The sequence below is a fragment of the Microbacterium yannicii genome, assembly GCF_024055635.1.
Classification (GTDB): Bacteria; Actinomycetota; Actinomycetes; order Actinomycetales; family Microbacteriaceae; genus Microbacterium; species Microbacterium yannicii.
This window is the reverse complement of the sequence record NZ_JAMXMB010000040.1, coordinates 179,999-204,235: the sequence shown is the minus strand read 5'-3', so window position 1 is coordinate 204,235 and position 24,237 is coordinate 179,999. Positions and strand designations below refer to the sequence as shown.

Annotated in this window: 28 protein-coding genes; 16 read left to right on the top strand and 12 right to left on the bottom strand. The window is 72.2% G+C overall.

Features of this window, described 5'->3' with window-relative positions; translation table 11 throughout:
- Window positions 1-27 precede the first annotated feature (27 nt).
- On the top strand, window positions 28-402 hold the full coding sequence (locus NCG93_RS18670) for a hypothetical protein (protein WP_241741598.1): 375 nt from the start codon (window positions 28-30) through the stop codon (window positions 400-402).
- A gap of 92 nt (window positions 403-494) precedes the next feature.
- Here the strand turns inward: NCG93_RS18670 and fdhD are convergent, their stop codons facing one another.
- Together fdhD and moaA are read right to left on the bottom strand one after the other, a co-directional pair.
- Window positions 495-1,418 (bottom strand): formate dehydrogenase accessory sulfurtransferase FdhD, encoded by a 924-nt coding sequence (gene fdhD / locus NCG93_RS18665; RefSeq protein ID WP_194413224.1) that lies wholly within the window; start codon window positions 1,416-1,418, stop codon window positions 495-497.
- Between the two features lies 1 nt (window position 1,419).
- Window positions 1,420-2,559, bottom strand: a complete 1,140-nt coding sequence (gene moaA / locus NCG93_RS18660; RefSeq protein ID WP_252787603.1) for a GTP 3',8-cyclase MoaA — start codon at window positions 2,557-2,559, stop codon at window positions 1,420-1,422.
- A gap of 232 nt (window positions 2,560-2,791) precedes the next feature.
- Here moaA and NCG93_RS18655 point away from each other — a divergent pair, with 232 nt between their 5' ends.
- The 5 genes from NCG93_RS18655 (at window position 2,792) to NCG93_RS18635 (ending at window position 10,054) form a co-directional block, all read left to right on the top strand.
- Window positions 2,792-4,237, top strand: a complete 1,446-nt coding sequence (locus tag NCG93_RS18655; protein WP_194413223.1) for a cytochrome ubiquinol oxidase subunit I — start codon at window positions 2,792-2,794, stop codon at window positions 4,235-4,237.
- Window positions 4,238-4,255: 18 nt separating this feature from the next.
- Window positions 4,256-5,287, top strand: a complete 1,032-nt coding sequence (gene cydB, locus NCG93_RS18650) for a cytochrome d ubiquinol oxidase subunit II (protein WP_194413222.1) — start codon at window positions 4,256-4,258, stop codon at window positions 5,285-5,287.
- 198 nt (window positions 5,288-5,485) lie between these two features.
- Window positions 5,486-7,306 (top strand): thiol reductant ABC exporter subunit CydD, encoded by a 1,821-nt coding sequence (cydD, locus tag NCG93_RS18645; protein WP_194413221.1) that lies wholly within the window; start codon window positions 5,486-5,488, stop codon window positions 7,304-7,306.
- Between the two features lie 116 nt (window positions 7,307-7,422).
- Window positions 7,423-9,054, top strand: coding sequence for a thiol reductant ABC exporter subunit CydC (gene cydC / locus NCG93_RS18640; protein ID WP_194413787.1), 1,632 nt, complete (start codon window positions 7,423-7,425; stop codon window positions 9,052-9,054).
- A gap of 55 nt (window positions 9,055-9,109) precedes the next feature.
- Window positions 9,110-10,054 (top strand): capsular polysaccharide synthesis protein, encoded by a 945-nt coding sequence (locus tag NCG93_RS18635; RefSeq protein WP_194413220.1) that lies wholly within the window; start codon window positions 9,110-9,112, stop codon window positions 10,052-10,054.
- 37 nt (window positions 10,055-10,091) lie between these two features.
- Here NCG93_RS18635 and NCG93_RS18630 read toward each other — a convergent pair whose 3' ends face one another.
- The 6 genes from NCG93_RS18630 to NCG93_RS18605 form a co-directional block, all read right to left on the bottom strand.
- Entirely contained in the window at window positions 10,092-11,642 is a 1,551-nt protein-coding gene (locus tag NCG93_RS18630; protein ID WP_194413219.1) for an SDR family oxidoreductase, read from the bottom strand.
- Between the two features lie 67 nt (window positions 11,643-11,709).
- Window positions 11,710-12,318 carry a GNAT family N-acetyltransferase gene (locus NCG93_RS18625; protein ID WP_194413218.1) on the bottom strand — a complete coding sequence of 203 codons (609 nt, stop codon included), beginning with the start codon at window positions 12,316-12,318 and terminating at the stop codon, window positions 11,710-11,712.
- 173 nt (window positions 12,319-12,491) lie between these two features.
- On the bottom strand, window positions 12,492-13,604 hold the full coding sequence (locus tag NCG93_RS18620; protein WP_194413217.1) for a sulfate/molybdate ABC transporter ATP-binding protein: 1,113 nt from the start codon (window positions 13,602-13,604) through the stop codon (window positions 12,492-12,494).
- A complete protein-coding gene (locus NCG93_RS18615; RefSeq protein ID WP_194413216.1) occupies window positions 13,601-14,434 on the bottom strand; it encodes an ABC transporter permease in 834 nt (277 codons plus the stop codon). The genes NCG93_RS18620 and NCG93_RS18615 overlap by 4 nt, the downstream gene beginning before the upstream one ends.
- The gene (gene modA, locus NCG93_RS18610; RefSeq protein WP_194413215.1) at window positions 14,431-15,237 is read right to left on the bottom strand and encodes a molybdate ABC transporter substrate-binding protein; all 807 of its coding nucleotides are present in this window, start codon (window positions 15,235-15,237) and stop codon (window positions 14,431-14,433) included. The genes NCG93_RS18615 and modA overlap by 4 nt, the downstream gene beginning before the upstream one ends.
- A gap of 1 nt (window position 15,238) precedes the next feature.
- Window positions 15,239-15,631 carry a TOBE domain-containing protein gene (locus NCG93_RS18605; RefSeq protein ID WP_194413214.1) on the bottom strand — a complete coding sequence of 131 codons (393 nt, stop codon included), beginning with the start codon at window positions 15,629-15,631 and terminating at the stop codon, window positions 15,239-15,241.
- 129 nt (window positions 15,632-15,760) lie between these two features.
- On the opposite strand from NCG93_RS18605, the gene NCG93_RS18600 reads away from it, so the two are divergent.
- Together NCG93_RS18600 and NCG93_RS18595 are read left to right on the top strand one after the other, a co-directional pair.
- A complete protein-coding gene (locus NCG93_RS18600) occupies window positions 15,761-16,090 on the top strand; it encodes a nuclear transport factor 2 family protein (RefSeq protein ID WP_194413213.1) in 330 nt (109 codons plus the stop codon).
- A 108-nt stretch (window positions 16,091-16,198) separates the two neighbouring features.
- Window positions 16,199-16,486, top strand: coding sequence for a DUF1905 domain-containing protein (locus NCG93_RS18595; RefSeq protein WP_194413212.1), 288 nt, complete (start codon window positions 16,199-16,201; stop codon window positions 16,484-16,486).
- Window positions 16,487-16,528: 42 nt separating this feature from the next.
- Here the strand turns inward: NCG93_RS18595 and arfB are convergent, their stop codons facing one another.
- Window positions 16,529-16,966 carry an alternative ribosome rescue aminoacyl-tRNA hydrolase ArfB gene (gene arfB, locus NCG93_RS18590; RefSeq protein WP_194413211.1) on the bottom strand — a complete coding sequence of 146 codons (438 nt, stop codon included), beginning with the start codon at window positions 16,964-16,966 and terminating at the stop codon, window positions 16,529-16,531.
- A gap of 69 nt (window positions 16,967-17,035) precedes the next feature.
- Here arfB and NCG93_RS18585 point away from each other — a divergent pair, with 69 nt between their 5' ends.
- The 8 genes from NCG93_RS18585 (at window position 17,036) to NCG93_RS18550 (ending at window position 22,855) form a co-directional block, all read left to right on the top strand.
- A complete protein-coding gene (locus tag NCG93_RS18585; protein ID WP_194413210.1) occupies window positions 17,036-17,311 on the top strand; it encodes a hypothetical protein in 276 nt (91 codons plus the stop codon).
- Between the two features lie 184 nt (window positions 17,312-17,495).
- Window positions 17,496-18,695 carry an NAD(P)/FAD-dependent oxidoreductase gene (locus tag NCG93_RS18580; RefSeq protein ID WP_194413209.1) on the top strand — a complete coding sequence of 400 codons (1,200 nt, stop codon included), beginning with the start codon at window positions 17,496-17,498 and terminating at the stop codon, window positions 18,693-18,695.
- An 88-nt stretch (window positions 18,696-18,783) separates the two neighbouring features.
- On the top strand, window positions 18,784-19,983 hold the full coding sequence (locus NCG93_RS18575; RefSeq protein ID WP_194413208.1) for a ThiF family adenylyltransferase: 1,200 nt from the start codon (window positions 18,784-18,786) through the stop codon (window positions 19,981-19,983).
- Window positions 19,980-21,212: a molybdopterin molybdotransferase MoeA gene (locus tag NCG93_RS18570; RefSeq protein ID WP_194413207.1), complete on the top strand. Its 1,233-nt coding sequence runs from the start codon at window positions 19,980-19,982 to the stop codon at window positions 21,210-21,212. The genes NCG93_RS18575 and NCG93_RS18570 overlap by 4 nt, the downstream gene beginning before the upstream one ends.
- Complete coding sequence (gene moaC / locus NCG93_RS18565) at window positions 21,209-21,703, top strand: cyclic pyranopterin monophosphate synthase MoaC (protein ID WP_194413206.1); 495 nt, start codon at window positions 21,209-21,211, stop codon at window positions 21,701-21,703. Before NCG93_RS18570 ends, moaC begins: the two co-directional genes overlap by 4 nt.
- On the top strand, window positions 21,703-22,350 hold the full coding sequence (gene mobA / locus NCG93_RS18560; protein WP_194413205.1) for a molybdenum cofactor guanylyltransferase: 648 nt from the start codon (window positions 21,703-21,705) through the stop codon (window positions 22,348-22,350). The genes moaC and mobA overlap by 1 nt, the downstream gene beginning before the upstream one ends.
- Window positions 22,347-22,622 (top strand): DUF6457 domain-containing protein, encoded by a 276-nt coding sequence (locus tag NCG93_RS18555; protein WP_194413204.1) that lies wholly within the window; start codon window positions 22,347-22,349, stop codon window positions 22,620-22,622. Before mobA ends, NCG93_RS18555 begins: the two co-directional genes overlap by 4 nt.
- Window positions 22,622-22,855, top strand: a complete 234-nt coding sequence (locus tag NCG93_RS18550; protein ID WP_194413203.1) for a MoaD/ThiS family protein — start codon at window positions 22,622-22,624, stop codon at window positions 22,853-22,855. The genes NCG93_RS18555 and NCG93_RS18550 overlap by 1 nt, the downstream gene beginning before the upstream one ends.
- A 13-nt stretch (window positions 22,856-22,868) precedes the next feature.
- On the opposite strand, the gene NCG93_RS18545 is transcribed toward NCG93_RS18550, so the two are convergent.
- Genes NCG93_RS18545 through NCG93_RS18535 form a run of 3 tightly spaced genes read right to left on the bottom strand, consistent with a single transcriptional unit; the run spans window position 22,869 to window position 24,237 of the window.
- Window positions 22,869-23,318: a GNAT family N-acetyltransferase gene (locus NCG93_RS18545; RefSeq protein ID WP_194413202.1), complete on the bottom strand. Its 450-nt coding sequence runs from the start codon at window positions 23,316-23,318 to the stop codon at window positions 22,869-22,871.
- Window positions 23,318-23,758 (bottom strand): molybdenum cofactor biosynthesis protein MoaE, encoded by a 441-nt coding sequence (locus tag NCG93_RS18540; RefSeq protein WP_194413201.1) that lies wholly within the window; start codon window positions 23,756-23,758, stop codon window positions 23,318-23,320. Before NCG93_RS18540 ends, NCG93_RS18545 begins: the two co-directional genes overlap by 1 nt.
- The gene (locus NCG93_RS18535; RefSeq protein WP_194413200.1) at window positions 23,758-24,237 is read right to left on the bottom strand and encodes a MogA/MoaB family molybdenum cofactor biosynthesis protein; all 480 of its coding nucleotides are present in this window, start codon (window positions 24,235-24,237) and stop codon (window positions 23,758-23,760) included. Before NCG93_RS18535 ends, NCG93_RS18540 begins: the two co-directional genes overlap by 1 nt.

The following is a 24,237-nucleotide window of genomic DNA, read 5'->3' as shown; positions in this document are numbered from 1 at the left end:
GCGACGCGCGCCACTAGAGTCATGCGCATGGCATCAGGCAAGCAGCAGCAGCACCAGCCGGAACCCGAACTGCACGGCGGGGTCCTCTCGGGTAACGGCAGCCCCGTCCTCTGGGGCTGGCTCATCGGTCTCGTCGTGTTCGTGTTCGTGGCGGTCCCCATCTCGATCGCCGTGCGCTTCGCCACGCACCCCGCGACGCAGGAGCTCTTCGGCGGCCGCCTCGAAGAGGCAAGCAACGCCGGCTACTCGACGTTCTGGTGGATCGTCGCGATCTTCCTCTTCGCGGTGCCCGTCCTGATCGGCTGGGGCGTCGCCAAGCTCTCGGGCAGGACGCTGGGGATCATCGTCGGCATCCTTGCCGTCTTCTTCATCGCGATCCTCATCTTCGGGCAGCTCTTCTGACCCGACGCGGAGGCGTCCTCGGGGTCCGGCACGGAACTCGCCGACCCGCGCAGCACCGGATGCGGCGCGCGTCCCGCCGCGGCTGAGCCGGATCAGACCTTCGACGCCGCCGAGGCCGGCACGAGGACCCGGTCGGGTCGCGAGTAGACGTTCATCGACGATCCGCGCACGAAGCCGATGAGTGTGAGGCCAGAGGCGGTGGCGAGCTCCACCGCGAGCGACGAGGGCGCCGAGACGGCGGACAGGATCGGGATGCCGGCCATCACGGCCTTCTGCACCAGCTCGAAGCTCGCCCGACCCGACACCTGCAGCACCGTCCCGGTCAGCGGGAGCCGGTCTTCGAGCAGCGCCCAGCCCACGACCTTGTCGACCGCGTTGTGGCGGCCGACGTCCTCACGGAGCACCAGAAGCTCCCCCGAGGCTGCGTCGAACAGCGCCGCGGCGTGCAGGCCTCCGGTCTTCTCGAACACGGCCTGCCCGGCTCGTAGCGTGTCGGGAAGGCCCGTGATCATCGCGGCGTCGAGAGTCGCGGCATCCGTCGCCACGTCGTAGCGGGACTGCTTCTCGATGGCCTCGATCGACGCCGTGCCGCAGACGCCGCACGAGCTCGTCGTGTAGAAGTTCCGGGCGATGTCGGTGACCAGCGGCTCCAGGCCGGGAGCGAGCGCGATGTCGAGCACGTTGTAGGTGTTCTCGGTCGACGCGGGCGTGCCGAGCGCCGCGGGGCCGATGGTCAGCAGCGGGGTCGCCGCGGCAGGGCCCGTGCCGGGGCCGCCACAGTGGATCGCGGAGCGGAGGTCTCCGGCGGCGGCGATCACGCCCTCCGACACCAGGAAGCCGGCGGCGAGCTCGAGATCGTGCCCCGGCGTGCGCATGGTGACCGTCAGCGGCTCGCCGACGATGCGGATCTCGAGCGGCTCCTCGACGACGAGGGTATCGGCGCGGCGGCGGACTGCGGCCTCGCCGTCGTTGAACGAGATCCGGGTGACCGGGGCGCGCGTCGTCAGGCGGCCCATCTCAGCCGCCGATCGCGTTCATCCCGCGCGCAGGCTGCAGGAACGCCGGATCGTTGATCGCGTGGCCGGGAAGCTTGCCGTGCACGCAGGAGCGCAGCATCCCATCGATGCCGGCATCGATCGACGCTTCGACAGGCTCAGCGACCGGTTCCTGAGCTTGTCGGAGGATGGGCAGCACGTCGTACTCGGTGGTCGAGAAGAGGCAGTTGCGCAGCTGGCCGTCGGCGGTCAGCCGCAGCCGGTCGCAGTCCCCGCAGAACGGGGCGGTGACGGAGGCGATGACCCCCACCGAATGAGGACCGCCATCGAGCGTCCACCGCGCGGCGGGCGCGCCGCCGCGGCCGGGCACCGGCGTGAGGGTCCACCGCTGGGCGAGCGCGGCGAGGATCTCGTCCTGCGTGACCATGCGCGAGCGGTCCCAGGTGTGACCGGCATCCAACGGCATCTGCTCGATGAACCGCATCTGGGCGTCATGGGCGATCGCGAACTCGACCAGCTCCACCAGCTCGTCGTCGTTCACATCGCGCATCGCCACCGCATTGAGTTTCAACGGACGCAGAGCGGATGCCGCAGCCGCCGCGATCCCCTCGAGCACATCGTCGAGACGGTCACGGCGGGTCAGCTCGTGGAAGCGATCGCGACGCAGCGTGTCGATCGAGATGTTCAGGCGGTCGAGGCCCGCCTCGATCAGGGCGGGCAGCAGTTCGGGCAGGCGGATGCCGTTCGTCGTCATCGCGATCTCGACCGGAGCCCCGGTCGGCCCCGTGATCGCCGCGAGCCGTCGCACCACGTCGACGATGTCCGTGCGCAGCAGCGGCTCGCCTCCGGTGAGCCGGAAGGTGGTGATCCCGTCAGCCGCGGCGACCCGCGCGATGCTCTCGATCTCGTCCAGCGTCAGGATGCTCGTCTTCGCGAGCCACTCGTTGCCCTGCTCGGGCATGCAGTACGTGCACCGCAGCGAGCAGCGGTCTGTGAGCGAGATTCGCAGATCCCGGTGCACGCGCCCGTGCGTGTCGACCAGGGCATCGCCGACCGTCATACGGCCGGCGGTCGCCGCGGCGCCCTGCGCCGAGGCATCGGGCTTCTCGGATGCCGCCGGCAGCGGCATCCGTCGCCCGATCGTGACCGGGATCGCACTCACGCGCCCGGTTCCGATCGCTCTGCCCGGATCGCCATGATTCGAGGGTAGTCGCGCGGTGCCGCACACGGCTCCGGTGCGGCGGATTATTCACGGCCGCCGCAGTCGCGGCACACGCAGATTGCGAGGAACGTGAGACCGCGAGACGATCATGAAGGTCATCTGCCACTGTGGTCTGACCACATGCTACTGTGTGGTCAGACCATACAGTCAGTCCGACGATCGGAAGCACAACATGGATCTGCTGGACCCCCTGCTGCTGGCGCGCTGGCAGTTCGGCCTCACGACGCTGTACCACTTCCTCTTCGTGCCGCTCACGCTCGGCATGGCGCTGACGGTCGCGATCTTCCAGACGGCGTGGTTCCGCACCGGCAACGTGAAGTGGCTTCACCTCACCCGCTTCTTCGGCAAGATCTTCCTCATCAATTTCGCGATGGGCGTCGTCACGGGCATCGTGCAGGAGTTCCAGTTCGGCATGAACTGGTCGTCCTATTCGCGGTTCGTCGGCGACGTCTTCGGAGCGCCGCTCGCCTTCGAGGGGCTCATGGCCTTCTTTTTCGAGGCCACGTTCATCGGCCTGTGGATCTTCGGCTGGGACAAGCTGCCCAAGGCGCTGCACCTGGCGAGCATCTGGATCGCCACGATCGGCGCGTGGTTCTCGGCCTACTTCATCCTCGCGGCGAACGCGTTCATGCAGAACCCCGTCGGCTTCAAGATGGCCGAAGACGGCTCCCGCGCCGAGATGACCGACTTCTTCGCCGTTCTGACGAACCCCGTCGCGCTGGCGGCCCTGCCGCACACCCTGTTCGCGGCCTTCATGATGACCGCGGGCGTCATCGTCTCGATCTCGGCCTGGCACCTGCTTCGCAAGCAGAACGTCGACATGATGCGGTCGTCGCTCAAGTTCGGACTGTGGGGCCTGATCGCCGCGTTCGCGGGGGTCGCGCTCTCGGGCGACCAGCTGAGCCTCGTCATGGTGGCGACGCAGCCGATGAAGATGGCCGCCGCCGAGGCGACCTTCAACACGGTGTGCGGGGCGGACGCCTCGTTCTCGATCTTCACGCTCGGCACCCCCGACGGCACGAGCGAGCTCTTCTCGATCCGCGTGCCCTATCTGCTCTCGCTGCTCTCGACGCATTCGCTCGATGGCTGCGTCGAGGGCATCAACGACCTGAACGCGCAGTACACGACCGAGATGTTCCCGCAGTTCGCCGAGCAGGTGGACGGCAACTTCGCCCCGGTCCTCTGGGTCACCTACTGGGCGTTCCGCTGGATGATCGGCCTGGGCGGCGTCGCGGCGCTCGTGGCGGTGGTGGGCCTCTGGCTCACGCGCAAGAACGCCAAGCGCGACGTGCCGTCGTGGGCCTGGCGGCTCGCGGTCTGGGCGTGGCCGGCATCCCTGTTCGCGATCCTCGTCGGCTGGATCTTCACCGAGATGGGCCGCCAGCCCTGGATCGTGTTCAGTCTCATGCTGACCGAGGACGGGGTCTCGCCCTCGGTGCCGGGCTGGACGGTGCTCGTCTCGCTGCTCGCCTTCACCGGGATCTATGCGGCACTGGCGGTCGTCGAGTTCGGACTCATCGTGAAGACGGCCAAGAAGGGGCCTGACCCGCTGCCCGGGCCCGACGATCCCGATGCGCGAGCCCTCGCGGTCGAAGACACCCCGACGACGGTCTACTAGGAGCTTCAGGAGCACGTCATGGATCTCGCCTACCTCTGGTTCTGGATCGTCGGCTTTCTCTTCGTGGGCTACTTCGTCCTCGACGGGTTCGACTTCGGCGTCGGCATGTCGCTGCCGTTCCTCGGCAAGAACGATGTCAGCCGACGCCAGGTCATCAACACCATCGGCCCGGTGTGGGACCTCAACGAGACCTGGGTCATCGTCGCGGGCGCCTGCCTGTTCGCCGCGTTCCCGGAGTGGTACGCGACGCTGTTCAGCGGGTTCTACCTGGCACTGCTGCTGATCCTGCTCGCGCTCATCCTGCGCGGCGTCTCGTTCGAGTACCGGCACCAGCGCGACTCGCTGGGGTGGAAGAAGGGCTTCGACACGATGATCGTCGTCGGCTCGGCCGTGCCGGCGCTGCTGTGGGGCGTCGCGGTCGCCAACATCGTGCAGGGCGTGCCGCTCGACGCCGACCACGAGTTCGTCGGGTCGTTCCTCACCCTTCTCAACCCCTACGGGCTGCTCGGCGGTCTCACGACGCTGCTGCTGTTCTTCACGCACGGCGTGTACTTCGTCGCGCTGAAGACGGATGGCCAGGTCGCCGCCGACGCGCGCCGGCTCGCGGGCCGCGCAGGGCTGCTCACCATCGTCGTCGCCGCGATCTTCCTGGTGTGGACGGTGGGCATGGCGTTCGGCGAGGGCCGCGAGTTCGCCGTGGCGACTGCGGTGCTGTCGGCCGTCGCTGCCGTGCTGCTCATCGCGTCGTGGATCTCCAACGCGCGGGGTCGGGAGGGCTGGGCGTTCGGGTTCGGTGCCGGCACCATCGTGTCGGCGGTGCTCGCCATCTGGTTCGCACTCTTCCCGTACGTGATGCCCTCGACCGGCGACCCTGCCGGCTCGCTCACGATCGAGAACGCCTCCAGCACCGACTACACCCTCACGATCATGTCGTGGGCGGCGCTCATCTTCCTGCCCCTCGTGCTCGCGTACCAGGGCTGGACGTACTGGATCTTCCGCAAGCGCGTCACCCGCTCGCACATCGAGAAGGCGGCGGCGGTCGCGCACTGAGCCAAGCGGATGCCGCGGCCCCCGGCATCCGTCCCCCTTACGTCTCCCGCCCCACATCCCCTCGGTTGACTTGCCGTATATGTACGCGACACGCCAGCGTGTCGCGTACATATACGGCAAGTCACGGAGGAGCGGAGGGCGGGAGGGCGGGAGGAGGAGAGGAGATGCGGCGGAGCGATGGGTAGGGTCGAAGGAGCGATGGACGAGAACAACGGCGGGGGGCCGGCCACGACGTCGGGCAAGCCCGTCGACCCGCGACTGCTGAGATACGCCCGCGCGTCCCGGTGGTTCTTCCTCGTGATCGGTGCCATCGCGCTCGCCCAGACGGCAGTGATCGTCGCCTTCGCGTGGCTGCTGACCCGTGCCGTCACCGGCGCGATCGAGGGGATGCCGTCGGCCGAGCTCGTGCGGACCCTCGGCGCGCTGGCTGCCGTGGTCGCGCTGCGCGCCGTGCTGCTGTGGGCTCGCGAAGCGGTCGCCGCACACGCCGCCGCCCGGGTGCAGATGCAGCTGCGCACGGCGCTCATCGAGGGGATCGGCGTTCTCGGGCCGGAATGGCTCGGAGCGCGCAACTCCGCCGCCCTGGCGATCACCGCCGGACGAGGGCTCGATGCTCTCGAGGCGTACTTCGGCCGCTACCTGCCGCAGCTGGTGCAGACCGTCGTCGCGACGCCGCTGATCATCGCGGTGATGTGGTGGCAGGACTGGATCTCGGGCCTCACGGTGCTGCTCACGCTCCCGCTCATCCCGATCTTCATGGTGCTCATCGGCCTCGCGACGCGCACGGTGCAGCAGCGGCAGTGGCAGACGCTGCAGCGCCTCGCGTCGCGCTTCGCCGACACGGTGCAGGGGCTGTCGACGCTCAAGGTGTTCGGCCGTCAGCACCGGGCCGCGGCATCCATCGAGAAGGTCACCGACGACTACCGGCGCGAGACGATGCGTGTGCTGCGCGTGTCGTTCCTGTCGGGCTTCGCGCTGGAGTTCCTCGCGTCGATCTCGGTCGCGATCGTCGCCGTCTCGATCGGTTTCCGGCTCATCGACGGGTCGCTCACCCTGGCCGTCGGCCTGTTCGTGCTGCTGCTGGCGCCCGAGGCGTATCTGCCGCTGCGACAGGTCGGCGTGCAGTTCCATGCGGCGGCCGAGGGCATCGCCGCGACCGAGGACGTCTTCGACGTGCTGGATGCCGCACGCGGACGCACGGCATCCCCGAGTCAGCCGCGGGCAGGCGGGGTCCCGGCTCCGGTCCTCGAGACCGCAGCGCCGGTGGCCGCGGCCCACGCTCCGGTCGGTGAGCGAGCGAGGAACGAGCGAGACGAAACACTCCGGCCCTCCGAGCAACCTCTTGCCACTCCCCCGACCTCGACCCGGCCACGTCTCGAGCTCGCAGCCGTCCGCGTGCGACGTGGCGAGCAATGGCTGCCGCCCGTCGACCTGACAGCCGGTCCGCGCACCGTCACCCTCATCGAGGGCCCGAGCGGGGCGGGCAAGTCCAGCGTGTTCGCGGCCCTGCGCGGCGCCGCGACGTTCGAGGGCACGGCGACCTGGAACGGCGTGGATGTGCGCCACCTCGCGCCGACCGAATGGCTCGCGTGGGCCGGTCAGCGTCCGGGTCTGCTCGCCGGCACGATCGCCGACAACGTCGCACTCGGCGACCCCGCGCCGGACCGCGCGATCGTGCGGCGGGCACTCGACCTCGCCGGCGCCGGGGCTCTCGACCCCACCCTCGAACTCGGCGTCCAGGGCGCCGGCCTCTCGGGTGGGCAGGCCCAGCGCGTGGCCGTCGCCCGCGCGCTGTACCGGCACCTGCGCGGGGCCGCGCCGGTGATCGCGCTCGACGAGCCGAGCTCGGCGCTCGATCCCGAGACGGAGGCGCGGCTCTGGAGCAGCGTCCGGTCGCTCGCGGATGCCGGAGCGACCGTGCTCCTCGTCTCGCACCGCACCAGCGCCCGCCGGATCGCTGATGCCGTCGTCCGCCTCGCCCTTCGACAGCCTCAGGGGCCGATCGAGGTCCTCGCATGACCTCGCCGCCGGGAAGCGCGAAAGGGAATGTCGCCACACGCGCGGTGGTGCGGAGATCTCCCCTCTCGCGCTTCCGCGGCGGGGCGGGCACGCCGGGGGCGGTGCTGCGCGGGGCGATGCCGCCCGCGCGGCGGCTCTGGTGGGCGCTGGCCGCCGGCTTCGCCTCCGAGGCGTCCGCCGTCGCGCTGCTCGCGGTGAGCGCGTGGCTGATCGTGCGCGCGAGCGAGCAGCCGCCGGTGCTGTACCTGTCGGCAGCCGTGGTCGGCGTGCGGTTCTTCGCGATCTCCCGCGCCGCGTTCCGCTACCTCGAACGCCTCACCGGCCACGACTCCGCGCTGCGGCAGCTCGCCTCCACGCGCGCCGACCTCGTGCGCCGGCTGGTGCCGCTGGCCCCCGACGGGCTGACGCGCACCCGCCGCGGCTCGGTACTCGGGGCGCTCGTCGACGACGTCGACGAGCTGCAGAACCTCCCGCTGCGGGTGGTGCAGCCGCTCGTGTCTTCGGCGCTCGTGGCGCTCGGTGCCGTCGTGCTCGTGGCGTTCGTGTGGTGGCCGGCCGCGCTGACCCTGCTCGCGTGCCTCATCGTCGCGGCGGCCGTGGCGACCCTGTGGGGATGGATGTCGGGAGCCCGCGCCGAGCGCGACATCGCGCCCTTGCGGGCCTGCCTCGCGGACGCCGTGCTCGATCACATCGGCAGCCTGGACGTGCTCGCCGCGTTCGGCGCCGAGGCGCAGAGCCGGGAGCGCATCGCCCGCGCCGACGCCGACCTCCGCCGGGCGGTGGTCCGTCGCTCCGGCGCCCAGGCGGGAACGGCCGCCCTCGTCTCGCTCCTGGCCGGAGCGGCTTCGATCGCGGCGGTGCTGACCGCGGCGCCGGCTGCGGCATCCGGGGCCCTTCCCGGCCCATCGCTCGCCGTCGTCGTGCTCGTGCCGATGGCCGTCTTCGAGGTCTTCGCGGCCGTGCCCATGGCCGCCTCCGCGTGGCGGCAGGTACGGGCCTCGGCCGAGCGCGTCGCAGGCGCCCTGCCGGAGACGCCGCCGGCGGAGCTCGCACCCGAGGCCCTCGCATCCACCGGTGAGGCTCCCCCGCTCGGCGACGGCATCCGGCTGCGCGCGGCGGACGTGCGCTGGCCCGGTGCCGAGAACCCGTCGCTGCACGACATCGACCTGGCGATCCGGCCCGGCGAGCGGGTGCTCGTCATGGGGGCGAGCGGTGCGGGCAAGAGCACGCTCGCGCACGCGCTGGTGCGGTTCCTCGAGACCGACGGCGGCTACGACATCGGCAGTCGATCCGTGCACCACCTCTCGCCCGACGACGTGCGGCTGACCGTCGGGCTGTGCGAGCAGCATCCGATGCTCTTCGATGAGGACATCCGGCAGAACCTGCTGTTCGCGCGCGACTCGGCGACGGACGCCGAACTCGAGGCGGCGCTCACTCGCGTCGGCCTCGACGCCTGGCTGCACGAGCGCGGCGGACTCGGCGCCCGAGTCGGCGAACGGGGCGCCCTCGTCTCCGGCGGTCAGGCGCAGCGGATCGCGCTGGCCCGGGCACTGCTGCGCGGGTTCCCGGTGCTGGTGCTCGACGAGCCGACCGCCGGCGTCGACCCCGAGGCATCCGATCGCCTGCTCATCGACCTGCTCAGCGCGGTGCGTGACGACAAGGCGGTGGTGCTGATCTCGCACGTCGCCGTGCCCGACGGGCTCGTCGACCGCGTGGTGCGCCTCGAGGACGGCCGCGTCACCGGCTGAACCGGTCGGGCACTCGATCCGGGTCGTCGAGCCCACGACAGCCTAGGCTCGGACCGTGAGCGACGGCATCCCGAACCCGTTCGAGGGTCTCGAGGCGCAGCTGCGACGTGCCGACCGGTTCCGCGACACGGTCGACCCGGTGGCCGCGATCGCCGCGTACCGCACGTTCTCCGAGTTCCTCCGGCCGCGCCTTCCCGAGCTGCGGATCGCCGCCGGCCTGCCGGAGCAGACCGGCACCCGCACGGACGGTCAGATCCTCGCGCGCCGCGACGGCGGACGCGTCGATCCAGCGGCGCTGAGGCTCTACACGTTCTGGAACTCGCCGCTCGACACCGCGCCCCCGCTCGTGCAGGCGTGCGTGGGTGAGATGACGCGCCTCCACGCCGACTCGACGACACCGCTGACCGTGCTCGACGGCGCCTCGGCGCGCGAGCTCGTGGAGATCCCGGATGCCGTCGCCGACGCCCTCGAGAAGGATCACCCCGCGCACTTCTCGGACTTCGTGCGGGTCAGCGTGCTCGACCGCCTCGGCGGCATCTGGGTCGACGCCACCTGCTGGGCGCCGGCACCGCTCCCGCCCGCCGTCGCCCCGCTTCTGACGGCCGGGGCCCTCTACCCCCGCTGGACCCGCCGCCAGATCGGCAACTGGTTCATCGCCGCCGTGCCGGCGACCCCGCTCATCCGCCTGCAGCGGCTCGCGCTCGAGGCCTGGTGGGAGGCTGACGGCGGCATCCCGGACTACTTCCTCTACCACCGCATCTTCGAGGTTCTCTTCGATCTCGTGCCGGAGTTCCACGGACAGTGGGATGCCGCGCCCCCGCTGTCGAGCGCCGCCAGCCACCTGCTGCAGCTCGGCATGATGCAGCCGTGGGACCCCGAGGCGCTGCGCTTCGTGGCGGGGGCTTCGATCGTGCAGAAGCTCAGCTACAAGTACGACGCCGTGCCGCCGGGCTCCGTGCTCGACCGCCTGGTGTCGCAGCGCCCGATCCTCACGGCCTGACGCGCCCGGGCGAGGGCCTCACGCCGACCGCACCACCTCAGGGCTCGCCGGCGACGCCGCCCGCCGCGGCGGTGGCCGTGATGCGCCGCGCCATGCCCGCGAAGATGAACCCGTGGAACGGCAGGACGGAGAGCCAGTACAGCCGCCCCGCCAGCCCGCGTGGGAAGAACACCGCGCGCTGGTCGTAGCGGGAGCCCCCGCGCGCCTCATCCGGCGACGCGCGCAGCTCGAGCCACGCGAGACCCGGAACCTTCATCTCGGCGCGGAGGCGCAGCATCCGTCCCGGTTCCAGCGCCTCGACCCGCCAGAAGTCGAGCGCATCCCCGACGGCGAGCCGGCCACGGCTGCGCCGCCCGCGGGCGAGGCCGATGCCCCCGACGAGACGATCCATCCAGCCGCGCACGGCCCACAGCAACGGCGACGAGTACCAGCCGTTCTCGCCGCCGATGCCGACGATGACGCGCCACAGCGCCTCCGGCGACGCCGGGGAGTGTGCGGTGCGGACGTCGCTGAACACCACGCGGCCCGCCCAGTCGGGGTCGTTCGGCAACGGGTCGCTCGGGGCGTCGAGCACGCCGGCATCCTGCCAGCTGGTCTCGATCGCGTCGGTCTCGAGCTTGCCGAGCGCCAGGCGCACGGCGGTGCGGTAGGGCGTGAGACCGCCTTCCGGGGGCGGGATGAGCCCGTCGATGCCGTGGTCCTTCACGACGCATTCGTTCTGGAGCGACTCGACCAGCGGCCGCGCGATCGACCGGGGAATCGGCGTCACCAGGTTGACCCAGTGCGAGGCCAGTCGCGGCGTCAGCACCGGGAGGGCTGCGATCGCGCGCTGGCGCAGCCCGGCCTCGACGGCGTAGCCGTTCATCATCTGCCCGTACCGCAGCACGTCGGGGCCTCCGATGTCGACGGCGCGGTTCACATCGGCGGGCAGCCGCGCGGCGCCGAGCAGGTAGTGCAGCACATCGCGCACGGCGATGGGCTGGATGCGGTTGCGCACCCACTTCGGCGCCGGCATGTACGGCAGCACCTCGGTGAGGTGGCGCACCATCTCGAACGAGGCCGACCCGGACCCGATCACGACGCCCGCCTGCAGCACGATCGTCGGGACGCCGCTCTCGAGGAACGTCCGTCCCACCTCGACGCGTGACTGCAGGTGGGGCGAGAGCGTCACCCCGGTCGGGTGCAGGCCGCCGAGATACACGATGCGACCCACGGATGCCGCGGCCGCCGCCTGCGCGACCGTCTCGGCGGCACGCCGGTCGGTGTCGGCGAACCGCTTGCCGCCCGACATCGAGTGCACGAGGTAGAAGACCACATCGACGTCGCGCATGGCTTCACCGACCGTCGCCTCGTCGGCGGCATCGCCACGGACGATCTCGACGCGGCCGCCCCACGGGAACGCCGCCGCCCGTGCGGGATCGCGCGCGAGGACGCGCACCTCGTAGCCGGCATTCAGCAGTCGTGGCACCAGCCGCCCGCCGATATACCCCGTCGCGCCGAGCACCAGCGCGCGCGGCGCCGTGCCGTCAGGGCGCGGCAGCGCCAGCAGTGCCGGCTCACGGCCGGTCGGCGCCGAGACATCGTCCACGGGGGGCAGACTACGCCGGCGGGTGTCGCACCCGGACGGGTTGACGCCGAGCCGGCAGTCGCGTAGGTCAGAGGCGCTTCGCGAAGACCTGCGTGCCCTCGGGCGACGCGATCGGCTCGAACCCCACGCGGGGGTAGAAGGCGATGGCCCCGGTGTTGTCGGCCGACGCCACTAGGTGGAGGCCGGGCGCACCCGCCTCGCGCAGGGCGGCTTCGAGCGTCTCGATGAGCCGGCGGCCCAGGCCCTGGCCCTGGGTCTCGGCCAGCAGGTCGATGTGCAGGTGCGCCGGGTACTCGTCGCCGAACGGCTGCTCGCCGCCCGCGCGGGCGTACGCGTAGCGGAGGATGCCGTCCTGCCGGGAGTCGGCGGACGGATCCTCGCCCTGCGGTCGCGGCCAGCGCTCGGCGTGCCGCGGCCACCAGTCGCTCGCGAACCACTCCTCGAACGCCGCGGAGTCGGGCGCGCCCACGATGTAGCCGACGACGCGGCCGTCGTCCGTCTCGACCACGAAGGCGAACTCGGGGTGACGCGCCGCGTACGGCAGGACGAAGATCTCGGCCCACAGATCGTCGTCGTCGAGGATGCCGGTCGCGTCGGCTCCGGCATCCGCCGTCTTCAGGCAGATGTCGACGAGAGCGGCTTCGTCACCGGGGCGGAAGGGGCGGATGCGCGTCACCGGGCGAGTCTATGGGCTTCCGACGGGGCTGTCCTGGCCCGAGTCGTCTGCGAAATGCCCGGCACCCGGCGGGGTCCGTCGGCTCGAGGCGTTTCGTCTCGGTCGCTGGCGCTCCCTCGCTCAACGACCGGATCCCTCCGCCCGTCGAGCGAACGAGCAGGCTTCCGGGAAGCTCACGGCCCGACGAGTCGCACGTCGGCCGGATCCACCCGCAGCGTGATCGTGTCGCCGGGCGTGAGTCCCGCGGCGCGGTCGGCGGCGACGTCCACCGCCACGTCGGGATCCGCGGTGCGGATCCGCACCCCGGCCGGCGTCTGCTCGAGACGCACGATGCGTGCTGTCCACTCCCCCGCGGCGCGCGGCGACCCGTCGATCACTCGCACGGCGCTCGGCCGGAATACCGCAACGAGAGACGGATGCTGCCGCGCGCCCCCGTGCGGCAGCACGAGGTCTCCCGCACGCCAGGTCGAGTCTGCGGGTTCGAAAGTCCCGACGACGCGGTTCAGCCCCGCGACCGCCGCGGCGAACCGGGTCGCGGGAGAGGCGAGCACCTCGCGCACCGGGCCGGTCTGCGTGACGCGGCCGCCTTCGAGCACGACGAGGCGACTCGCGAGCGCGACGGCGTCGACCGCATCGTGGGTCGCGACGACGGCCGTCGTGCGTGTCGCCGCGAGCTGCTGGTGCAGCAGGGCGCGCACGTCGCCGGCGGTCTCGGTGTCGAGCGACGTGAGCGGCTCGTCGAGCAGGAGCGCGGCGGGCGTCGTCGCGAGCGCCCGGGCGAGCGCGACGCGCTGCTGCTGCCCGCCCGACAGCTGCGCGGGCCGGCGTGCGCCGAGACCCGCCAGCCCCACCCGCCGAAGCCAGTCCGCGGCTCCGGCCGCCGCCGCCGTCTTCGTGGCGCCGTGCACGCGCAGGCCGAACGCCACGTTGTCGTGCGCGGAGAGGTGCGGGAAGAGCCGCGGGTCCTGGCCGAGCAGAACGACCCCCCGGTGCGCCGGCGGCGTGCGGCGAGTGGCGGAGCCGTCGGACGTGCGCCGGTCGAGGACGCGGCCCCGCAGTCGCACCTCCCCTTCGTCGAACCCGGTCAGCCCCGCCAGCACGCCGAGCAGCGTCGACTTTCCGGCGCCGCTCGGACCCATGAGCGCCACGGTCTCGCCGGCCGGCACGCTGAGGGTCATGTCCAGCGAGAACTCGCCGCGATCCGCCCGGACGCGGGCCTCGAGTCCCGGTGCGGGAGAGGTGTCCGCGACGCCGGCGGCAGCATCCGGTCCTCCCGCACCGCTCATCGCGGGGCCTCCGCGCGCCAGGCGCGCACGAGCAGCAGCACGCCGACGGCGGTGACGAGCAGCAGCAGCGAGAGCGCCACCGCCGTGCCCTGCGAGACGCCTGCGCCGTTGAACGCCGTGTAGATCGCGAGGGGCATGGTCTGCGTCACGCCGGGGGCGTTCCCGGCGAAGAGCGCCGTGGCGCCGAACTCGCCGATGGCGCGGGCGAAGCACAGCACGATGCCCGCGACGAGGCCGGGCGCCGCGAGCGGGAGGGTCACGCGGGCGAGGATCGTCCAGCGCCCCGCGCCGAGACCCGCCGCCGCCTGCTCGAAGCCGGTACCGGTGGAGCGCAGTGCTCCTTCGAGGGCGAGCACGAGGAACGGCAGCGCGACGAAGGTCTGCGCGAGGACGACGGCGGTGGTGGTGAACGGGATGCGGATGCCCCACTCGCCGAGCACGCCGCCCAGCCAGCTGGTGCGGCCGAAAAGGAACAGCATCGCGACGCCGCCGACCATGGGGGGCAGCACGAGCGGCACCGTCACCAGGGCGCGCAGCACGGCCGCCGTCCGCACGCTGCTGCGGGCGATGAGGAGCGCGAGCGGCACCCCGAGGATGACGCACACGAGGGTGGCGACCGCGCCGGTCGCGAGCGAGAGCCCGAGTGCCGACAGCGCTTGCGGTGAGGTGACGTCGCCCCAGAGCGTCGACCACTGCACGCGCAGCACGAGCGCGCCCAGCGGCAGGACGAGCAGCGCGAGGCCGATCACGGCCGGCACCGCGACGACGCGGGGGACGAAACCGGCGCGTTCCTCGTGCGTGCGCGTGTCGCGTGCCGCGGCGACGGTCACGGCGCCCCGAACCCGAAGGTCTCGAGCACGCGTCGACCGTCGTCGCTGAGCACGAACGCGACGAAGGCGTCGGCCGCTTCCGGGTTCTCGCTGTCGCTCACAGCGGCGATCGGGTACCGGTTGACGACGTCCTCAGCCCCCGGCACCGCGATCGCCTCGACGGCACGCGTGCTCGCGGCATCCGTCACGTACACCAGCCCGGCATCGGCCTCACCCGCAGCGACCTTCGTGAGGACGGCGGTGACGTTCTGCTCGTAGCTGTCGACGCTCGCCTCCACACCGGCGTTCGAGAGGAGCGTCGCCGATGCGGCCCCGCACGGCACCTCGGCGGCGCACAGCACGACAGTCCGGTCGGGGTCGGCGAGGTCATCGAGGCCTTCGATGCCGCCCGGATTCCCCGCGGGAACCACGAGCGTCAGGGTGTTCGTCGCGAACAGCGTGGGATCGCTCGCGAGGCCCGCGTCGACGACCTTCGCCATGTTCCGCTCGTCGGCCGCCGCGAAGACATCGGCCGGCGCGCCCTCGATGATCTGCGTCGCCAGCGTGGACGAGCCGTCGTAGGTGACGGGCTGCACACGGAGGGACGGATGCCGCTGCTCGAACTCCGTCGCCAGCTCGTCGAATGCCCCCTGCAGCGACGCCGCGGCGTACACGGTGAGCTCGCCGGACAGCTCGGGCTCGGACGTGGTCGTCTCCGAAGACGTCGCGCCCGGATCCCGGTCGACGCCCGTGGCGCAGCCGGCGAGCGCGAGCACGAGAGCGGCGATGACCGCTGCGGCGCGAATGGTGGCACCGTGGCGCACGTCAGGCCTTCGGCGTCTCGACGATCACCGTCGTCGCCTTGACGACGGCGACAGCGAGCGATCCGGGTTCGAGACCCAGCTCGCGCACCGCCTCGGACGACATGAGCGAGACAACCCGATGCGGGCCCGACTGGATGTCCACCTGGGCCATGACGCCGTCGAGCTGCACCCGCGTGACGAGCCCGACGAAGCGATTGCGCGCGCTCGAGAGCAGATCGGCCGGGTCCCCGGGAGCCGCGGCCAGCTCGACCGCGCGGGCGGCGAGCGCATCACCCGGGATCTCGACGGGCGATGCCCCGGTCGTCGGCAGCGTACCCGCCTCGATCCACCGGCGCACGGTGTCGTCGCTCACCGCGAGCAGCCGCGCCGCCTCGGAGATCTTGTAGCTCACCACAGCGTCACGTTATCACCGCACATGCGGTTAATCGGTGCTCTTTTCGCCGCACGCGCGGGTGCGCGGGGTTGTCGAGCCGTTGAGCCGACCGGCATTTCCCTCCGCGCGAATGGGGTGCAGGATCGGAGAATGGCACTCCTCCCCGCTCCAATCTCGGCATTCATCGACGCCACGAATGCCGGCGACTCCGATGCCTTCGTCGCCGCATTCAGCGAGGACGGATCGCTCGACGACTGGGGTCGCGTGGCGCATGGGCATTCCGGAATCCGAGAGTGGGATCGCACCGACAACATCGGCAAGCAGTCGCGTTTCGAGCTCGTCGACATCGCCGAGGAGGCGGCGTCCGAGACGTACCTCGTGCACCTCGCGGTGAGTGGCAACGGGTTCAACGGCACCAGCCCGTTCCGCTTCACCCTGCGCGACGGCCTGATCCAGAGCGTGGTCATCGTTCCCGATTGAGACAGGGCAGCGGCTGTCGATCGGGACGACGATCGATCGTCATCCCGATGAAGGGCCGTCGCCGAGGCCATACTCGTCACAGCTGGGACGGCCAGATGAGGAGACATCATGTCGGACAACACCGGACCGCTGGACATCAGCTTCACCGCCATCCTGGGAAAGGCTCAGCCGGGCGACACGTGGACCTGCGTGAAGCTGCCGGACTCCGCAGAGATCTTCGGCACGCGCGGACTCGTCAAGGTGGCCGGCACGGTCGACGGGCACCCCTTCGAAGGCGCCTTCATGGCGCTGGGCGATGGGACGCACAAGCTCCCGATCAACGCCGAGGTCCGAAAGGCGATCGGCAAGACCGACGGCGACCCGGTGGACGTCCACCTCACGCGACGCCGCTCGTAGGCCGCCGAGGATCCTCGCGCCGGACCCGGGCCGTCGGACCTGTCAGTCAGCGGGTGGGCGGCGCAGCCGCTTGACGTCGGTGCGCTGCTTCTTCGCACTCAGGCGCCGCTCCTGGGCGCCGCGCGTCGGCTTCGTCGATCGTCGCGATGGCGACGGCGGGCGGAGCGCGTCGGCGACGAGGCTGACGAGGCGCGCACGCGCAGCTTCCCGGTTGCGCAGTTGCGCGCGATGCTCGGATGCCGCGATCGTGAGCACCCCGTCGACGAGGCGGCCGCTCAGCCGGGCGAGCAGCCTCTCGCGCTGGTGGGGCGAGAGCACGGCCGAGCGCGACACATCCCACACCAGCTCGGCACGGGAGTCGGCGGTGTTCACCCCCTGCCCGCCGGGGCCGGACGATCGCGAGAACCGCCAGGTCAATTCCGACTCGGGGATGGTGAGCCCCGAGCCCACCCGGAGGCCGGGACGGTGGGCAGCGGGCATGGGTCCATCATCCTCTTGCGTGCGACGCGGTGACCACCGGTGTCGGAAGCCGATCGATAGGGTCGGGACATGGTGCAGCGGAGCGGCAAGGACATCGTGGCGTGGGTGGTCGCAGGGGTTCTCCTCCTCGTGGGAGTCGTCGCGATCGTCATCGGAATGACCTCGCAGCCGTTCGGGTCCCTCGGATGGTTCGCGTACCAGCCGCTCGCAGACGTCGCGTTCGCGCCCGGCGACGTCGTCTTCGTCTCCCGCACCACGATCATCGGGTTCGCGGCGTTGAGCCTCGGCCTCATCACGCTCGCTTTCGTCGCCGGCCGGCGTCTCGCCCGGCGATCCTCCGACTGAGCGGGCGTCGGGGCCGGTTCGGGTTGGTGGGAGGGCTCCGCGCCGGCATCTTCGTGCGACCGCAGCCCCCTGCGCAAGCCCCCTCGCATCTTCCCCGCGCCTGCCTAACCTCGCCTGAGGGAGATCTCAGACGCGACATTCGTCGATCGTGGTCGACGGGCGTCGCCATCCGAGGGGAGGGAACATGTCCGAGCAGCAGGCGCACCACCGGGTGGTGGTCATCGGCGGAGGCAACGGCGGCATATCGGTCGCCGCGCGACTGCGGCGCTCCGGCGTCGACGACATCGCGATCATCGAGCCGCGTGAGCAGCACCTGTACAAGCCGTTGTTCTCGCACGTCGCCGGCGGCACGGCGCGCGCCGGGATCACCGTTCGCCCGCAGCGAGAGGTGATGCCGAAGGGCGTGGAGTGGATTCGGGATGCCGTCACCGCGGTTCAGCCGGAGGTCAACGCGGTCGTGCTCGAGAGCGGTGACAGGGTGACCTTCGACCAGCTCATCGTGTGCCCCGGCATCCAGCTCGACTGGGAGCGCATACCGGGGCTGGCCGAGGCGATGCAGACGCCGGCCGCGGCATCCCACTACGAATTCGAGCTGGCGCAGAAGGCGTCACTGCTTCTGCGCGACCTCAAGGAGGGCACCGTCGTCTTCACCCAGCCCGACGGGCCTGCCTCCTGCGCTGGTGCCGCACAGAAGCCGATGTATCAGGCCTGCGACTACTGGCGTGCCACGGGGGTGCTGGACAGGATCCGGGTCGTGATGGTGGTGCCGACCGAGACCGCGTTCCTGCCGCCGTTCGATCGCGAGCTCGAGCGCAAGATCGAGGAGTACGGCATCGAACTGCGTACCCGTTCGGTGCTCCTGCGCGTGGACTCCGCCGCCCAGGAGGTGGTGATCGGCGGCCCTGAGGGGCCCGAGCACCTGCACTACGACGTGCTCAACGTCGAACCGCCGCAGTCCGCGCCGGACTGGCTCAAGGCGTCGGTGCTCCCGGCGCCGAGCTCGTCGGGCGGCTTCGTGGAGGTCGATCCGCGGACGTTGCGCCATCCGCGGTTCCCCCACGTCTGGGCTCTCGGCGACGCCGCCGCGACCACCAACTCGAAGTGCGGCGGCGCGCTGCGCAAGCAGACCTGGGTGCTGGCCAAGAACCTCTCGCGGGTGCTCCGCGGCAAGGCGCCCAGAGCACGCTACGACGGCTACGCGGTGTGCCCGTTCACGGTCTCGCGATCCACGGTCGTGTGGGCCGAGTTCGACGACACCGGCGCGCAGAAGCCGACCATCCCGTTCTTCCGGCGGATGTACCGGGAGAGCCGGCTGTCGTGGATCTTCGACCGGCACGTCCTGCCCTGGGTCTACTGGAATCTCATCCTGACCGGACGCGTCTGACCCTGCCGGCCCCGACCGCCGTCGCTGCGTCAGGCGTGATCGGGCGGGCGGCGCCCGACCCCCGATGCGCGCGGCGTAGCCTGTCGATATGGCCTTTCCCCCACTCGTCGAACCCCTCGCCGAGCTGAGCGATCCGGAGCGCACGCGGACCGCGCGACACCGCGTCCTCGCCGGCTTCGGCGATCTCGCACAGCGCCGCCTCGCCGCCGCCCACGTCGCGGTCGTCGGTGCGGGCGGCCTCGGCTCCCCCGCCGTGCTGGCGCTGGCGGCCGCCGGGGTCGGCACCCTCACGGTGATCGACGACGACCTGGTCGAGGCATCCAATCTGCAGCGGCAGGTGATGCACCGTGTCGGCGATGTCGGTGCCGCCAAGGTCGGGTCCGCCGTCCGCATCGCCGCCGACCTCTCCCCCACCACGGTGGTACGGCCGGTGCAGGCCGTGCTCACGCCCGTCAACGCCCGCGAGCTGCTGTCGGGCGCGCACGTCGTCATCGACGGCACCGACACGTTCGAGACCCGTGAGGCCGTGGCCGCCGCGTGCGAGGACCTCGGCGTTCCGCTCGTGTGGGGCGTCGTGCAGGAGTTCCACGCGCAGGCGACGGTCTTCTGGTCGGCCCCGCCCGCCGGCACGGTGCCCGTCCGCCTCGCCGATCTCTACCCGCCGGATGCCGGTCGCGAGGCGCCCTCGTGCGCACAGGTCGGTGTGCTCGGCGCCCTCTGCCTGCAGGTCGGTGCGCTCCTGGCCACCGAGGCCATCAAGCTCATCACGGGCGTCGGCGAGCCGCTGCTCGGACGCGTGCTGGTGATCGACGCCCTCCGCGGCCGGACGGACGAGGTGCCGCTCCGCCCGGCGGCAGTCCGTTCCCCCGACGCCTCCGCGGGCGCGCCTGCCCCGGCGCCGGCGGTCGCCAGCGGTACCCCCGGAGTCAGCGTGGGTTCCCCAAGGGCTGCGGAGAACACCCGCCCGGAGCGCGTCCCGCAGCTCACTCCGGGCGAGGCGCTCGCCGCCCAGCGCGCTGGGGCCGTGCTGCTGGACGTGCGCGAGCCGTTCGAGACGGCGCGCGGCGTCATCCCCGGCGCGGTGCTGCTGCCGCTCGGCGACGTGCTCGCCGAGCCTCGGCGAGTGGAGGCTTCGCGCGTCGTCGTGGTGTGCCAGGTCGGCATGCGGGCGCAGCGCGCGGCGGCGGCTCTGCGTGCCGCGGGGGTCGATGCCTCGGTCCTCGCCGGCGGCATGGACGCGTGGAACCGCGACGCCGCCGACGCGGACCGCGCGGCGGTGCGCGCGTGAGCGGGTTGCGCACCGTCGAGGAGCACCTCGCCGACGTGCTCGCGGCGGCCGAGCCGCTGGAGAGCGAGCGCGTCCCGCTCGCCGCCGCCCACGGCCGCACGCTGCGCGAACCGGTGCGGGCAGCGGTCGACATCCCGGTGTTCGACAACTCGGCGATGGACGGGTTCGCCGTCCGCTTCGAGGACGTGGCGGTCGCCCCGGCGACGCTCCGCGTCGTCGCCGACCTGCCCGCCGGCACCGACGCCGACCCGACCCTCGGGCCCGGCGAGGCTGCACGCATCATGACCGGGTCGGCGGTCCCGACGGCTGCCGACGCGATAGTTCCGTTCGAAGACACGGCGGGCGGGCTCGCCGACTCCCTCGGCGCGATCTCGGTGCAGCGGGCTCCGCACGCCGTGGGCGCCCACATCCGTCGGGCCGGTGAGGACGCGCGCGCCGGCGACGAGGTGCTGCCTGCCGGCGAGCTGCTCGGCCCCCTGCAGGCCGCGGCCGCGGCCGCGGCCGGCGTCGCCGACGTCGTGGTGGCACGCCGACCGCGCGTCGCCGTGATCTCCACGGGCAGCGAGCTCGTCGAGCCCGGATCACCGCTACGTCGCGGTCAGATCCCCGAATCCAACAGCATCCTGCTCGCCGCCCTCGCCACCGAGGCAGGCGCCGAGGTCGTGCGCCGCGCCAGCGTTCCCGACGAGGGCGGGGCGCTCGACGCCCTGCTCGCCGAGGTGACGGCCCCCGGGTCGCCGGGCGCCGCGGATGTCGTCATCTTCTCGGGCGGCGTCAGCGCGGGAGCGTACGAGGTGGTCAAGACCACGCTCGCCGAGACCATGGCCTTCTCGAAGGTCGCGATGCAGCCCGGCAAACCGCAAGGGTTCGGCCGCCTCGGCGCCGGCACGCTGCTGTTCGGGCTGCCGGGCAACCCGGTCAGCGCGGCGGTCTCGTTCGAAGTTTTCGTGCGTCCGGCACTGCTGCGCCTTCAGGGTCGCCGGGCGCTCGACCGTCCCGTCGTCGCACTGCAGGCCGGAGCCGGCTGGCGCACACCGCCGGGCCGGCGCCAGTACCTGCCCGTCACGATCGACCGCTCCGATCCGGCCACCTGGCGCGCCATCCCCGCGACGAGCGGCGGATCCCACCTCGCCGGCGGACTCGGCCGGGCCGAGGCGTATGCCGTCGTGCCCGCCGAGGTCGACGCGGTGGCGGCAGGCGATGTCGTCGATGTCATGCTGATCTCATGAGCACGCCCGAACCGCCGACCTTCACGCACCTCGACGATGCCGGCAATGCCCGCATGGTCGACGTCACGCTCAAGCAGCCGACGGTGCGTTCGGCGACGGCCCGCGCCTTCGTGCGCTGCGCGCCCCACGTCGTCGCCGCGCTGCGCGACGGGTCGGTGCCGAAGGGCGATGTGCTCGCCGTCGCGCGCATCGCCGGCATCCAGGCGGCCAAGCGCACCCCCGAATTGCTGCCGCTCGCCCACGTCATCGGCGTGCACGGCGCCGCCGTCGACCTGGCGATCGAGGACGACGGCATCGAGATCGAGGCGACGGTGCGCACCGCCGACCGCACCGGCGTCGAGATGGAGGCCCTCACGGCGGTGTCGGTGGCCGGGCTCGCCGTCGTCGACATGGTGAAGGGCCTCGACAAGGGGACCTCGATCGAGAACGTGCGCATCGTCACGAAGACCGGCGGCAAGAGCGGCGACTGGCACCGCCCGGCCGAGAGCTGATGCCCGGCCGGCGACCCGACGTCCCCGCCGTCCTGGGCGCGATCCTGCTCGCCGGCGGCCGCGGCACGCGCGTGGACGGCGCCGTCAAACCACTGTTCGAGGTCGGCGGGCGCACACTGCTCGCAGCGGCCGTGACCGCGGCGACGGATGCCGGAGCCCGGCCACTCACCGTGGTGGCACCGGTGCTCGATGAGAGCCTCGCCGTCGAATGGGTGCGCGAGGAGCCGCCCTTCGGCGGCCCCGTCGCTGCCGTGGTCGCGGCGCTCGCATCCTGGCCGGCGGACGACGACCCGGAGTGGACGCTCGTGCTGGCCTGCGACCTCCCCGGCGTCGATGCCGCAGTCCGGCGGCTGGTGGGCGATCTCCCCCTGCTGCCCGCCGACACCGAGGGGCTGTGCCTCGGCGACGCCTCGAGCCGACCCCAGTGGCTGACGGGCGTGTACCGCACGCGGGCGCTGCGGCAGGCGGCATCCGCTCTCCCCGACCGAGGACGTGACCAACCCGTGCGCACGCTCGTCGCGGAGTTGGCGATCGCGGTCGTCGCCGCACCCGACGACCTGACCCGCGATGTCGACACGTGGGAGGATCTGAACGAGGCCCGCGCGCGGGCCGACCACGCGCACCCCAGCCTGGAGGAGTCGCCATGAGCGAGCGGTCCCGCACCCTTCCCCCCGAGGCCCTCGACGCCTGGGCCGCCGCGCTGCGCGAACGGTTCGATCTCGCGCCCGAAGACGTGCCGGTGTCGCTGATCCTCGACCTCGCACGCGACGTCGCTGTCGGCGTGGCACGCCCGGCGGCACCGTTCAGCGCATTCGTGGCCGGGCTGGTCGCAGGTCGCAACGGCGGCTCTCCGGCCGACATCGAGTCCGCCGTGGCTGCGATCACCGCTCTCGCCGCCGACTGGGAGCACGAGGTCTGATGGCCGTCGTCCGCTACTTCGCCGCGGCCCAGGAGGCGACGGGGCTCGACACCGAGCGCCGCGCGGAGGCGACGCTGGGCGAACTGCGCCGCGCCGTGTCGGAGGAGTTTCCCGGGCTGAGCGGGATCCTGCCGCGGTGCGCGGTGCTCGTCGGAGGCTCGCGGGTCGAGGACGACACGCCGCTCGGCGCGGACGACCTCGTCGACGTGCTGCCCCCCTTCGCGGGCGGCTGACCCATACCGCCGCTCAGGGCAGACGACGCGACCAGGCGGTCTCGCGCTCGAGCTGCCCCGTCTGCACGAACAGGCGGACCTGCTCGGTGTCATGAAGGGCGGCGGCGAGCGCCGTCCGATCCGCCGGCTCGAAACCCAGGCTCTGCCAGAACGGTCCGGACCGGCGGCTGAACAGCCACGCACGGGCGACACCCTCGGCGGCGGCTTCGTCCAGCGCCGCCCGTGCGAGCGCGGTGCCGTGCCGGGAGCGGCGGGCATCGGGATGCACGGCGACGCTGCGGATGAGCGCGTGCTCCCCGCTCCGTTCGAAGCCGGTGCTGCCGACGATCCGTCCGGTGTCGTCACGCACGATCCACAGCCGCACCCCTGGCGCGTCGAGGCCCGCGAGAGTGAGGTCCGCCAGCCGCAGGAACGCCACCAGCTCCGGGAGGTCGGAGGCGGTGGCGCGGACCAGTTGCGGCATCAGCCGCCGAGCCCGAGCCAGGTGGCGGTGCCGTCGGACTCGACCTGGCGCTTCCACACCGGCAGCCCGGTCTTGATGGTCTCGATGAGCGTGCGGCACACCTCGAACGCCTCCGCGCGGTGTGCGGACGCGACCGCGATCACGACGGCGGCGTCGCCGACGCGCAGTGTGCCGACCCGGTGCGACACGGCAACCAGCGCCCCGGAGGAGCCGATCGCGGCCGCAGCCAGAGCGGCGAGCGCCGCTGCGGCATCGGGGTGTGCGGAGTATTCGAGGGCGACGACGGCGGTGGCGGCATCCGGATCGTGATCGCGCACGCGACCGACGAATGTCGTCACAGCGCCCATCCGCGGGTCATCCACCGCGCGGAGGTGCGCGTCGAGATCGAGCGGTTCAGCGCTGATGGCGGCCACCCGCACGGCGTCGGTCGACACGGCCATCAGTGGTCCCCTCCGCCGAGCTGGTCGAGCACATGCCTCGCGACCGACAACACCACCGGCATCCCGTCGGCCACGCCGCCCGGGGACCCCGGCAGGTTCACCACCAGCGCGCCGTTCGGATCGACGACGCCGGCCACGCCGCGTGTCAGCATGCCGGCGGGCTTCGCAGCGGCACCGCGTCGCCGCAACTCCTCGGCGATACCCGGCACCTGTCGCGTGACAACGCGGGCCGTGCCCTCGGGCGTCTGGTCGCGGGGCGAGACACCGGTGCCGCCGGTCGTCACGATGAGCTTGACGCCCGCCACGACCTCCGCGGTCAGCGCACGCTCGACGCTGTCAGCCCCGTCCGCGATGACGACGGCGTTCGCGCAGTCGAACCCCGCCTCGCGCAACGCGGCGACCGCGACAGGACCGCTCGCATCGGGACGGCTGCCCTCGGCCGAGCGGTCGGAGACGGTGATGACGGCGGCACGGGTCAT